The 11,900-nt window shown below is 55.6% G+C and carries 10 protein-coding genes and 1 rRNA gene; 4 read left to right on the top strand and 7 right to left on the bottom strand.

Features of this window, described 5'->3' with window-relative positions; translation table 11 throughout:
• Positions 1-60: 60 nt before the first annotated feature.
• Both rrf and BWI95_RS00615 read left to right on the top strand, forming a co-directional pair.
• Positions 61-176: ribosomal RNA gene (rrf, locus tag BWI95_RS00620) — 5S ribosomal RNA — on the top strand.
• 301 nt (positions 177-477) lie between these two features.
• A complete protein-coding gene (locus tag BWI95_RS00615; protein ID WP_054804436.1) occupies positions 478-1,776 on the top strand; it encodes an MFS transporter in 1,299 nt (432 codons plus the stop codon).
• On the opposite strand, the gene BWI95_RS00610 is transcribed toward BWI95_RS00615, so the two are convergent.
• The 5 genes from BWI95_RS00610 to trxC form a co-directional block, all read right to left on the bottom strand.
• Entirely contained in the window at positions 1,773-2,096 is a 324-nt protein-coding gene (locus BWI95_RS00610; protein WP_054804437.1) for a YfiM family lipoprotein, read from the bottom strand. The two genes, BWI95_RS00615 and BWI95_RS00610, sit on opposite strands and share 4 nt — an antisense overlap.
• A gap of 47 nt (positions 2,097-2,143) precedes the next feature.
• On the bottom strand, positions 2,144-3,499 hold the full coding sequence (pssA, locus tag BWI95_RS00605) for a CDP-diacylglycerol--serine O-phosphatidyltransferase (RefSeq protein ID WP_042714812.1): 1,356 nt from the start codon (positions 3,497-3,499) through the stop codon (positions 2,144-2,146).
• A 113-nt stretch (positions 3,500-3,612) separates the two neighbouring features.
• On the bottom strand, positions 3,613-6,273 hold the full coding sequence (locus tag BWI95_RS00600) for a bifunctional acetate--CoA ligase family protein/GNAT family N-acetyltransferase (RefSeq protein WP_076768828.1): 2,661 nt from the start codon (positions 6,271-6,273) through the stop codon (positions 3,613-3,615).
• A gap of 32 nt (positions 6,274-6,305) precedes the next feature.
• Positions 6,306-7,004, bottom strand: a complete 699-nt coding sequence (locus tag BWI95_RS00595; RefSeq protein WP_054804438.1) for a tRNA-uridine aminocarboxypropyltransferase — start codon at positions 7,002-7,004, stop codon at positions 6,306-6,308.
• Positions 7,005-7,073: 69 nt separating this feature from the next.
• Entirely contained in the window at positions 7,074-7,493 is a 420-nt protein-coding gene (trxC, locus tag BWI95_RS00590) for a thioredoxin TrxC (RefSeq protein WP_054804439.1), read from the bottom strand.
• 204 nt (positions 7,494-7,697) lie between these two features.
• Here trxC and BWI95_RS00585 point away from each other — a divergent pair, with 204 nt between their 5' ends.
• Positions 7,698-8,792 (top strand): tRNA/rRNA methyltransferase, encoded by a 1,095-nt coding sequence (locus BWI95_RS00585; RefSeq protein WP_042714816.1) that lies wholly within the window; start codon positions 7,698-7,700, stop codon positions 8,790-8,792.
• A gap of 248 nt (positions 8,793-9,040) precedes the next feature.
• Here the strand turns inward: BWI95_RS00585 and ung are convergent, their stop codons facing one another.
• Positions 9,041-9,730, bottom strand: a complete 690-nt coding sequence (ung, locus tag BWI95_RS00580; protein ID WP_076768827.1) for a uracil-DNA glycosylase — start codon at positions 9,728-9,730, stop codon at positions 9,041-9,043.
• Positions 9,731-10,045: 315 nt separating this feature from the next.
• On the opposite strand from ung, the gene grcA reads away from it, so the two are divergent.
• Entirely contained in the window at positions 10,046-10,429 is a 384-nt protein-coding gene (gene grcA, locus BWI95_RS00575) for an autonomous glycyl radical cofactor GrcA (RefSeq protein ID WP_023481164.1), read from the top strand.
• 42 nt (positions 10,430-10,471) lie between these two features.
• Here the strand turns inward: grcA and srmB are convergent, their stop codons facing one another.
• Positions 10,472-11,806, bottom strand: a complete 1,335-nt coding sequence (gene srmB, locus BWI95_RS00570) for an ATP-dependent RNA helicase SrmB (RefSeq protein ID WP_042716759.1) — start codon at positions 11,804-11,806, stop codon at positions 10,472-10,474.
• Positions 11,807-11,900 lie beyond the last annotated feature (94 nt).

Here is an 11,900-nt window from a genome sequence, read left to right as displayed (position 1 = left end):
ATGATTTTCAGCTGATACAGATTAAGCCGTCCGGCTGACGCGGGATGGCAACAGAATTTGCCTGGCGGCACTAGCGCGGTGGTCCCACCTGACCCCATGCCGAACTCAGAAGTGAAACGCCGTAGCGCCGATGGTAGTGTGGGGTCTCCCCATGCGAGAGTAGGGAACTGCCAGGCATCAAACCAAGCCGAAAGCCTCATGCGAAAGCATGAGGCTTTTTGCTATTCTTTTTCCACGATAGCCTGCCTTGCTGGAAAAGATCATTTAACCTCAACACGTACAATCCTGCTGCCGTTACCAGGCATGACAAACGTACCCGCCGGGTCATAATCTTAATTACTAACCTACCTAAGTCGAAATGGGATCTTTATCACCTTTTAACCATAACAAACATGTAACATCTCCCTCTTTTATCCACATTGAGCAGGGACGTTCGCTCTAAAAATAATACCTATTGTAAGCAGGAGTTACATACGAATGGCTGAAAACAGCATGAAAAATAGTGAATCTCTCACCAGCAGCGATACGCGTCGCCGGGTATGGGCCATCGTTGGCGCCTCATCGGGTAACCTGGTAGAGTGGTTCGATTTTTACGTCTACTCTTTTTGCTCCCTCTATTTCGCGCACATCTTTTTCCCGCAAGGTAACCCTACTACTCAACTGCTTCAGACTGCCGGTGTTTTTGCCGCAGGTTTCCTGATGCGCCCCATCGGCGGGTGGTTATTTGGTCGTATTGCCGATCGTCATGGGCGTAAAAGATCGATGCTGATCTCGGTCTGCATGATGTGTTTAGGCTCGTTAGTGATCGCGTGCTTACCGGGGTATGAAACCATCGGTACTTTGGCTCCGGCATTACTGCTATTGGCACGTCTCTTCCAGGGGCTGTCGGTCGGCGGGGAGTATGGTACAAGTGCGACCTATATGAGCGAAGTGGCAGTTGAGGGACGCAAAGGGTTTTATGCCTCATTCCAGTATGTCACCCTGATCGGCGGACAACTGCTGGCATTGCTGGTTGTTGTGATCCTGCAGCAAGTGATGGAAGACTCAGAACTCAGGGCCTGGGGATGGCGTATACCTTTCGCGCTGGGCGCAGCGCTGGCCATTGTCGCGCTCTGGTTACGTCGCCAACTGGATGAAACCTCCCAGCAGGAAGTGCGATCCCTGAAAGAAGCTGGCTCTATGAAAGGGCTGTGGCGCAACCGCAAAGCATTTTTGATGGTGCTTGGCTTTACCGCCGGCGGCTCGCTCACCTTCTACACCTTTACCACCTATATGCAGAAATACCTGGTCAATACTGCCGGTATGCATGCGAATGTTGCCAGTATCATCATGACCGCGGCGCTATTCCTCTTTATGGTGATCCAGCCGGTTATCGGTGCGTTATCCGACCGCATCGGGCGGCGCACCTCCATGCTGCTGTTTGGTGGGCTGGCGACCGTTTGTACGGTGCCAATCCTCACGGCGTTGCACAGCGTAACTTCACCCTATGCTGCTTTCGCACTCGTCATGCTGGCGCTGGTAATCGCCAGTTTCTACACCTCAATCAGCGGGATATTAAAAGCGGAGATGTTCCCGGCGCAGGTGCGTGCCCTGGGCGTTGGCTTATCTTACGCTGTGGCGAATGCAGTGTTTGGCGGATCGGCTGAATACGTGGCGCTGTCATTAAAATCAATCGGTTTCGAAACGGCTTTCTTCTGGTACGTCACCGCAATGGGCGCAGTGGCATTTCTGGTATCGCTGACGCTGCACCGCAAAGGGAAGGGCATACGCCTTTAATGTTCAGCCAGCTGCCACACGGCATAGCCCGTTGTGGCACCGGCGACATCCCATGCGAAATCTTTCCAGCTCCAGCCGCTCCCCGCCGGGCGGCTGTCCCACAACTCCTTCGACGCACCAAGACTTACTGAAAACATCACACCGATAAGGGCGCTGCGATCGCGGCTGATATCCTGATGCTGCGCATACTCATTGCCTGCGGCAGAGAGCATGGCCGAGGCCAGAAAGTGCTGCGCTTTATCCTGGCCGCTCCAGCTATCGTTCGCCATGTGGCTACAGCCGGTTAATAAGAGGGTGCTTAACAGATAAGCTTTGTTCATACGCAGAGACCTGAAAAAAAGCCCCGTCATAAGACAGGGCTTCAATATTAGAGGATCCGGCTGATCAGTTTATCGATACGAATACGGCGCAAGCGACGAATAAGCTTACGCACTTTTACCGGGTACTCGGCGATGCTTTGCAGATCGCGATAGTGGTTCACCACTGTCGTATGGGTGCGGATAAGTTCCAGCTCTTTATCGCGCTGCGCCGCCAGCTGCTGTTTCGGATCGTGGATCAACACCGCGTTTTCCAGATCCAGACGCCAGGCGCGCGGGTTAAGATTATTACCCGTCAGCAGCATCCACTCATCGTCGACCCACATCCCTTTCAGGTGATAACTGTTATCGCCATCTTTCCACAGGCGAACCACAAGCTGGTCGGTATTAACGTAGTACTGCAGGCGGCTCAGGAAGCGGCGCAGGTTAATCTCATAAAGATAGGGCAGCGCGCCGATGATTTTGAACGGCTCATCTTCCGGGATAAAAAAGTCATTCGCCGTTTTATCGCCAACGATAATCTCCACCTTTTTCCCATCGCGCAGCAGCTGAATAATGTTGCGAACCAGCACTGCTGGCAGGTTGAAGTACGGAGTACAGATAGTCAGTTTCTGTTCCGCACACGGCATCAGATGAAAGATGGTTTTATTCAGCAGGCTCGATTTTCCGAGGCCAACCAGCGGCGTAACCGCCAGCTCGTCATTACTGGCGTTGCCCTCAAAATGGAACGAGGCATCGCGCAACGCCTGGCGGAACTGGCGAATATCATTTTTAATTTCCGGGCTTTTTGGCCGCGCTGGATCGTCAAGACGATTAACACCGCGCCCGTGAATCAGGTTTGACTCCAGCCAGCCGCGCATCACTTCCGCCATCTGCGGATTGCGGATCAGCTGATAGCGGTCATAGCGGTATTTATCATGCTGATGGAGGTAAACATCATTGAGGCTCGCGCCGCTGTAAAGCACCGCGTCATCGATAATAAAGCCTTTGAAATGGAGAACGCCGAGAGCTTCGCGCGTATTGACCGGCACGCCATAAACAGGAACATCAACGCCTGGATTCTCCTGCGCTAAACGGCAGTACCAGTCAGCGTTAGTGTTCGACGCCGCCGCACCAATGCGGCCACGCTGGGCGCGATGCCAGTCAACCAGTACGCGCACGTCCAGCTCCGGACGCTGACGTTTTGCTTCATACAGCGCGTTCATCACGCCTTTGCCGCCATCGTCCTGTTCCAGATACAGAGCGATGATATAGATTTGGCGCGTCGCGCTCGCTATCCGGGCAAGCAACGTCTCCCTGAAATCGGCCGGTGAGTAGAAGAACTCTACCTCATCAACTGACTGAGAAAGCTTGGGGAGTTGGGCAAGGTGTTGTTGATGTTTATTACGCTTAAATTTTGACAACATCACAGTGCGTTTCTTCTCTGTTTATTGAAGGGTCTTCTGTACCATGCAGACGACATAAGCGGGCAATAATAACACCGTGTCCACTAAAGTGGTCAACATTTCCAGTACCTTACTCAGGATTGCGCCGTCTGTGCCAGAGGAAGCGAAAGCCCTACAATCCCGTCTTCCATCTGGATATCGACATCAAATCCCAGTTTACGCGCCAGCGTTACCATACCGCGATTGTTGGGCATAGTAATACCATTCAAACGCTTAAGTCCGTGATCCCGGGTATAGGCAATAAGTTTTTCCAGCAGACGCCGCCCAAGCCCAAGACCTTTTAAATCAGAACGCACTAACACGGAAAATTCGGCATCAACGTTATCCGGATCGGATATCGCACGGGTTACGCCGAGGATCTCTTCACCCTGCTCCGTGCGGCGTACTGCGACAAATGCCATTTCCCGATCGTAGTCGATTTGCGTCATATTCGCTAAATCATCATGGGTAAATTCGTTGATCTCGCTAAAGTAACGGTAATAGAGATCCTCTTTTGTTACCTGCGAGATAAATTGCTGCAGCAGAGGCTCATCTTCCGGCAGGATCGGGCGGAACAGGCAGTGCTCGCCGTTTTTCATCGTCACCTGCTCTTCGAGATATTGCGGGTAGGGGCGGATCGCCAGCCGCGCTTCGCCATTTTCGCTGGCCGCCGCTAACGTCATCGAGACATCCAGCGCCGTAAATTCGCTGCCGGACGCCAGCAGAGGGTGAATATCGAGCCGCGCGATCTCCGGGCAATCAATAATAAGATTGGAGACCTGCACCAGAAACTGGCTCAGCCCGGCAATATCCAGCGAGCGCAAGGCGCTGCGGCCACGGATCTTTTTACGCTTAATTGCCTGAATCACCAGATAGCGGGCGAGGTTCATATTGAGCGGCGGTAATGCCACCGCAGCCTGATCCTCAGCACGCCACTCGACGCCGCCTTCGCCGAGCATAATCAGCGGGCCAAACACCGGATCGTGCTCTACCACCACCCGCAACTCCTGCGCGCCTGCGCGGTTCGCCATGCTCTGCACCTGCAAACCCTGAATACGCGCCTGCGGCCAGTTAAGCTTAACGCGCTCAATAATGGCATCCGCCGCCTGCTGCACCTCTTTGGCGGTACGCAGATAGAGCATTACCCCCTGCACCTCAGATTTATGAGGAATATCGGGCGAGCGCAGCTTTAGCGCGACGGGGTAGCCAATCTGCTCGGCAATATGTACCGCTTCGGCACTGTCGCCCGCAATCCAGGTTGGCAGCGTTTGCAGCCCCCAGGCGCGCAAAATTGGCTGCACTTCATGGGTATCGAGCGTCGTTGCGCCCTCGGCCAGTGCCTGTTGCAGCAGTTTCCGCGCATCGGCGGTATCCGCCGTCAGGCGTTGGGAGAGCGCCGGGGTTTCACGCAGCTGCTTCTGGTTACGGCGATACTCAACCATATGCATAAAGGCGGTAATGGTCCCTTCCGGTGTACGGTAAGTCGGCAGACCCGCTTCGCTAAAGAGCCGACGCGCCTCCTGCGACGAGAACTCGCCACACCAGTTAGTCAGCACGGTGACATATTTGCCGCGCGGGTGTTTTTTCAATATGTCGATTAACGCCAGCGCGCTTTCGCTGCCCGGTGCCGCGGCGCTCGGCGCGTGGATCACCATCAGCGCATCATAATCGTGGCTGTCGAGCAGGATGTTGAGTGCGGCGGCGTAGCGTTCGCTACTGGCGTCATCGCGCAGATCGAGCGGGTTGCCGGCGGCGACAGACTCCGGCAGCACAGCAGAGAGTTGCGCCAGCGTCTCTTCGCTTAGCGTCGCCAGCTTGCCATTGCGTGACCAGAGCTGATCCAGTGCCAGCGCTGCGGGTGCCGCACCGTTGCTGATGATCATTAGCCGCTCGCCGCGCAGCGGGCGCATATGGCTTAGCGTCTCAACGGCGGAGAAGAGTTCATGGGTATCCTGTACGCGCAATAAACCGGCGCGCTGGATTGCCGCGTCCCAGGCGGGATCGAGCCCTGAATGGGCATGCAGCAAGCGCTGCGCTTCGGGGCTGCGGCCGCTCTTGATCACCAGGATCGGTTTATTGCGCGACGCGCTGCGGGCGGCGGAGACAAAACGGCGCGCATCGCTGAGATGTTCAAGGTAGAGCAGGATGGCGCTGGTCTTGCTGTCGCGGGCCAGGAAATCGAGCAGCTCATCAACGTCGATATCCAGGCTGTCGCCAAGCGCAATAAAGTAGGAGAAACCCATCTCGCGCTGCTGCGCCCAGTCAAGAATGGTATTAGAGACGGCAGCAGACTGGGAAATAAACGCCAGCTTGCCGCGCGTAATCGGCACCGGTGAGAAACTGGCGTTCAGACCCTGCCACGGCGCGAGCAGCCCTAAGCTGTTTGGCCCGAGCAGGCGCATCTGATAGCGGCCTGCGCAGGCGAGTAATTGAGCATGCTGTTCCGGCGGGGCAGAGAGAATAATGCAGGTTTTACACCCTTTTTCGCCAAGCGCCTCCAGCAGCGCCAGATTGCGTTTCGCATGGGTGCAGAGCACCGCGAGATCGGGGGTAAAGGGGAGGCTGGCGATATCTGGCCAGGCGAGCACGCCCTGCACGGCTTTATAGGCGGGCGTGACCGGCAGCACTGGCCCGGCAAAGCCGCCGGCGAGAAGATTGCGCATCATCAGAAAACCGGCGCGATCCGGTTTCATGGATGCGCCAATAACCGCAATCGAACGGGGACGTAATAACGCTTCCAACCCTCGCTGGCTCATACCGGCCTCCACAAATGAGTGACCCGATGATTTTAAACGCTTTCTTCCGCTTTTGCTGTGACGGTGGACGAATGATGCGGTTTCCCGGCCAGATAGCGCTCACGAAACAGCGTGAAATGATCGCCCAATGCCTGTGCCGCGGCGTTATCACCGGCCAGATCGAGCAGGGCAATGGCTACTTCCGCCGTGCAGTATTGATCCTCGGCGTGCGCTTCCCGCAGGCGATAGGCCGAAACCCGCGACAGATCGACGGAGATAATCGGCAGGGCATCAAGATAGGGGCTTTTGCGGAACATCTTGCGCGCTTCGGTCCAGGTACCGTCGAGCATAATAAACAACGGCGGTTTTCCTGCGGGCGGCGCGCTCAGCACTTGTCGTTCACTGCCAGCATAAGAAGCGGGAAACACCACCATCGGTTGATAGGCATCGCTGGTACATAAATCAATGAGCTCCTGCGGCGGTTCGGTGCGCGACCACTGAAACGCCAGTGTATCAGGCAGCACATCGGCAATTAAACGCCCGGTATTGCTCGGCTTCATCGGCTCGGTATCGAACATCACCAGGCAGAAGCGGCTGGCGACAGCGGTTGGCTTTAAGGTGTCGCACAGGCAGTTACGCAGCGGCAGCAGACAGCGCTGACAGCGACGGATGCGATTACCGCGCGCAAGAAAAGGGCGGGTCGAGCGGGCAAGGCGCTCAGCGCGGAGTTTGAGAACGGCGTTATCAGTCATGGCGGTCGCACAGGAAAAACGCCATTGTCGCAGAGGTAAAAACGGGGCACAAGATGCGCCCCGACAGGATCAAAGTGATTCGTTCAGCCAGCTGTCGAACGGGGCTTTCGGTACCGCGCCGCTCAGCATGTCCACCACTTCGCCATTTTTGAACAGCATGATGGTCGGAATGCTGCGAATGCGAAACCGCGCGCTCAGTTCACGCTCTGCTTCGGTGTTCACTTTCACAAAGCGTACCTGGCCACTGCGCTCTTCCGCCACATCTTCAAAGATCGGCGCAAAGCTACGGCACGGGCCGCACCACGGCGCCCAGAAATCGACGACCACCGGTAGATCATCTTTCAGGAGTTTATCGAGCGTGTCGCCGGTGGCGTTGATCACGTCGCCGTCGAACAGCTCGTGCCCGCAACGCCCACATTTCGCTGTATCTTGCATGCGTTCTTGTGGGATACGGTTCAACGCCTGGCAGCTTGCACATACGGTATTCATAACTAACCTCAGGGAAGCGGTGGTACACAGCGGCATGATGCCGTTATGTTTCTACAATGTTACGTATTATTGATGTACAGGTTTTAAACAACAACGTGGTTTATTCAATGAGTACAATAGTCGCTGGCTTTTGAATGAATTAATGGCGCAGCGTCGGCACATCAGGTAATCTGCGCGCTTCGCGCAGCGCTGGTGGAGAAAAGCATGAACGATGAGTTAAAGAACAAGAGCGGCAAGGTCAAAGTGATGTATGTCCGCAGTGATGATGATTCCGATAAACGAGGTCATAACCCGCGTACCGGGAAAGGGCCTGCTCGTACCGGAAACGCTTCCCGCAATGACAGAAGTCGCCCGGGCCGTGACGACAAAGGTCGTTCTGCACGTGATGACAGAGGTGGTCGTCCGCAACGCGATGAGAGAAGTCGCGCACCGCGTGATGATTACAGCGCGCGGGGTGATTCACCGTGGCGCACCGTGTCACGCGCACCCGGCGAGGAAACGCCGGAGAAGCCGGACCACGGCGGTATTAGCGGTAAAAGCTATATCGATCCTGAAGTATTGCGCCGTCAGCGCGCAGAAGAGACGCGCGTGTATGGCGAAAACGCCTGCCAGGCGCTGTTCAGCAGCCGCCCGGATTGCATCGTGCGCGCCTGGTTTGTGCAGAGCGTCACGCCGCGCTTTAAAGAAGCGCTGCGCTGGATGGCGGCTAACCGCAAAGCGTACCACGTGGTTGATGAGCAGGAGCTGGCAAAAGCGTCCGGCACCGAGCACCACGGCGGCGTCTGCTTCCTGATCAAAAAACGTAACGGTCTGAGCGTTGAGAAGTGGGTGGCGAGCGCAGGCGAAGAAGATTGCGTACTGGCGCTGGAAGATGTGGGTAACCCGCACAACCTCGGCGCGATTATGCGTAGCTGCGCGCACTTTGGCGTGAAAGGTGTGGTGTTGCAGGATGCGGGCGTGATCGAATCCGGTGCTGCGGTACGTACCGCAGAGGGCGGGGCGGAACACGTTCAGGCGATCACCGGCGAAAGTTTTGTCGGCGCGCTGGAAGCATTCCGTCAGGCGGGTTACGCGCTGGTGACAACATCCAGCCATAACGGCACGCCGCTGTTCAAAGCCGAACTGCCGAAGAAGATGGTACTGGTGTTAGGCCAGGAGCGTGATGGTATTTCCGATGAAACGCTGTCGCGCGCCGATCTGAGCGTCTCCATTGAAGGCACCGGCAACGTTGAAAGCCTCAACGTTTCGGTCGCAACCGGCGTATTGCTCGCCGAGTGGTGGCGTCAGAACAAGGCGTAAAGTATCAAGGTCGGGCGGCGCGTGCGTCTACCCGACCTTACCTGCAGCACTTCTGTAGGCCGGATAAGGCAACGCCGCCATCCGGCATATTTCCCGCATATTCTATTCGCGTTCCGCTGGCTGTTTCGTAGGCCGGATAAGGCAACGCCGCCATCCGGCATATTTCCCGCCTATCCTGTTCGCGTTCCACTGGCTATTGCGTAGGCCGGATAAGGCAACGCCGCCATCCGGCACATCACCCGCATACCCTATTCGCTTTCCGCCGGCAGTTCCGGCATCCAATTAATCGGCTTTTCGCCATGCTGCTCTAGCCACTCATTCGCCAGCACAAAATGGTTACAGCCAAAAAAGCCCCGATGAGCCGAAAGCGGCGACGGGTGCGGCGCGGTCAGCACATGATGGCGTTTCCTGTCGATAATCGCCCCCTTCTTCTGCGCATGCGATCCCCACAGCAAAAAGACCACGCCTTCACGGTGCTCATTAATCAGGCTGATAACTTTATCGGTAAAGGTTTCCCAACCGAGGCTGGCATGCGAGTGCGCCTGCCCGGCGCGTACGGTAAGCACCGTATTAAGCAGCAACACGCCCTGACGCGCCCAGCTCTCAAGATAACCATGAGTAGGGCGGGTAAAGCCCGGCACGGTTTTCTCTAACTCTTTGTACATATTCAATAAAGAAGGGGGAACGGCGACGCCGGGCCTCACGGAAAAGGCCAGCCCATGCGCCTGGCCGGGGCCATGATAGGGATCCTGTCCCAGGATCACGACTTTCACATCGCCAAGCTCGGTAAAACGAAAGGCGTTGAAGACATCTTTCTGCGGCGGATAGATCGTCGCGCCGGACTGGCGTTCAGCGGCCACGGTATTCAGGGTGTTCACAAAGTAGGGCTGCTGTTTCTCTTCTGCCAGTACGTCATGCCATGTCAATGAAGTCGTCATCCCGATCTCCTGCAAAGTTGGTTTGCCGTAGCTTAACTGCTTCTTTCTCCAGAACAAAATCAGCCGCTCTCGAAAGCGCACACCTCCTAAAAAATAGTTGAAAATTTACGTAAATTTTTAGTGCACCTGAGAAGTATAAATTGATATAAAACAAGAACAAACCCTAATAGCCATTTTTGCTGTATGGTTTTTATTGACTAAAATCAAAGAATGGCCCGGTACAGGCTGGTATACAGACAAACAGATAACAATGGTTTTACCAATTGGCCGGTATACGTCCGGTCAATCACCTAATCTGCCTAAGGGAGGCTATTTATGATTACGGGTATCCAGATTACAAAAGCGGCTAATGACGATCTGTTGAACTCATTCTGGCTGCTTGATAGCGAAAAGGGCGAAGCACGCTGCGTCTGCGCGAAAGCTGGTTTCGCTGAAGATGATGTTGTTGCAGTAAGCAAACTGGGCGATATCGAATACCGCGAAATTCCGATGGAAGTACAGCCGGAAGTACGCGTTGAAGGGGGCCAGCATCTGAACGTTAACGTGCTGCGTCGTGAAACGCTGATGGACGCCGTTGAGCATCCGGAAAAATACCCGCAGCTGACGATTCGTGTTTCCGGTTACGCTGTGCGTTTCAACTCGCTGACACCGGAACAGCAGCGCGACGTTATTGCTCGTACCTTTACTGAAAGCCTGTAATCGCAGGCACTAATAAAAACGCCGGGTCTCCCCGGCGTTTTTTTACTTTTCGCTCTTCTGCTGTTCGCTGCCCGCCGTGCTCGGCTTGCGGCGCTTACCAATATTCTTGGTATCGCGATGGCGCTGCTTAACGCGCGGCTTCTCTTTATCTTTCTCTTTTTTCTTCTCATCGCGCTTCGCTAACGCCTTTTTCGACGGTTTGCCGTTCAGTTTTTCACTTGGCGGACGGCTTGTCGGGCGCAGCTCATCAATGACGCGCGCTTTCAACGGCTCTTCAACGTAACGGCCAACTTTGCCCAGCAGCAGGTGATCGTGCGCTTCAACCAGTGAAATGGCGATGCCCTTACGTCCCGCGCGACCGGTACGGCCGATACGGTGCAGGTAAGTATCACCGCTGCGCGGCATATCGAAGTTAATCACGTGGCTGACATCGGGAATATCAATCCCGCGCGCGGCAACGTCGGTTGCGACCAGAACATTGACACGGCCTTCGGTCAGGCGCTTGATCGCTTCGTTACGCTTGATCTGTACCATCTCGCCTTCGAGATAGCAGTTGTTAATGCCCGCTTCACGCAGCCAGGTCGCCAGTTCATGCACGCGCTCACGCTTGCGTACAAAGACGATGGTGCGGGTGGCGTCCGGCTGTTTCAGCAGGTGCACCAGCAGCGCGGTTTTGTGCTGCACATCATCGGCACGGTAGTACCACTGATGAATTTTTTTACGCTCGCGGGTCGATGGTGTGGCTGAGACCTCAACCGGCTCTTCCAGCAGGCGCTCGGCAAAATCTTTGATCGCGTCGCCTTCCAGCGTGGCGGAGAAGAGCATCGTCTGCTTGCGCCAGCGCGTTTCAGCCGCAATGGTCTCGATATCCTGCGCGAAGCCCATATCCAGCATGCGGTCCGCTTCGTCAAGAATCAGCGTCTCGACCGCCCGGCAGTCGAAGTTCTCTTCTTTTATATACTGCAACAGGCGGCCGGTTGTCGCGACCACGATATCCTGGTTTTCGCTGAATACTTCGGCGTGGTTCATATACGCCACACCGCCGGTAATGGTGGCGATATCAAGATGAGTGTTAGCCGCCAGTTCACGCGCGTGGTCGGCAACCTGCATCGCCAGCTCACGGGTTGGCGTCAGGATCAGGATACGCGGCGGGCCGGATTTCTTACGCGGAAAGTCCAGAAGGTGTTGCAACGCCGGCAGCAAAAAGGCTGCGGTTTTACCTGTCCCGGTGGGCGCAGAACCGAGGACATCACGCCCTTCAAGCGCAGGCGGAATAACAGCGGCCTGGATAGCGGTTGGGCGTGTAAAGCCTTTATTCTGGAGCGCGTCCAGAAGGCTGTCGTCAAGTTCGAGTTCGGAAAAAGTCGTTACAGTCATGTTCTACCTCTGTGTGGGGCGCTGATTATAGACGTTACGGCTGCAATCTTCATCTGTTGTCTGCTTATCGCTTTTCTGACGCTACGCTTTCCCC

Source organism: Kosakonia cowanii JCM 10956 = DSM 18146 (assembly GCF_001975225.1).
Lineage (GTDB): Bacteria > Pseudomonadota > Gammaproteobacteria > Enterobacterales > Enterobacteriaceae > Kosakonia > Kosakonia cowanii.
The sequence above is the reverse complement of the archived record's forward strand: the minus strand, read 5'-3'. Positions and strand labels throughout refer to the sequence as shown.

Excerpts from the sequence above, each read along its gene's own strand:
- BWI95_RS00610 (WP_054804437.1), bottom strand. The coding sequence starts at position 2,096 with ATGAACAAAGCTTATCTGTTAAGCACCCTCTTATTAACCGGCTGTAGC.
- BWI95_RS00615 (WP_054804436.1), top strand. The coding sequence starts at position 478 with ATGGCTGAAAACAGCATGAAAAATAGTGAATCTCTCACCAGCAGCGAT.
- ung (WP_076768827.1), bottom strand. The coding sequence starts at position 9,730 with ATGACGACTTCATTGACATGGCATGACGTACTGGCAGAAGAGAAACAG.
- grcA (WP_023481164.1), top strand. The coding sequence starts at position 10,046 with ATGATTACGGGTATCCAGATTACAAAAGCGGCTAATGACGATCTGTTG.
- srmB (WP_042716759.1), bottom strand. The coding sequence starts at position 11,806 with ATGACTGTAACGACTTTTTCCGAACTCGAACTTGACGACAGCCTTCTG.
- BWI95_RS00585 (WP_042714816.1), top strand. The coding sequence starts at position 7,698 with ATGAACGATGAGTTAAAGAACAAGAGCGGCAAGGTCAAAGTGATGTAT.
- trxC (WP_054804439.1), bottom strand. The coding sequence starts at position 7,493 with ATGAATACCGTATGTGCAAGCTGCCAGGCGTTGAACCGTATCCCACAA.
- BWI95_RS00595 (WP_054804438.1), bottom strand. The coding sequence starts at position 7,004 with ATGACTGATAACGCCGTTCTCAAACTCCGCGCTGAGCGCCTTGCCCGC.
- BWI95_RS00600 (WP_076768828.1), bottom strand. The coding sequence starts at position 6,273 with ATGAGCCAGCGAGGGTTGGAAGCGTTATTACGTCCCCGTTCGATTGCG.
- pssA (WP_042714812.1), bottom strand. The coding sequence starts at position 3,499 with ATGTTGTCAAAATTTAAGCGTAATAAACATCAACAACACCTTGCCCAA.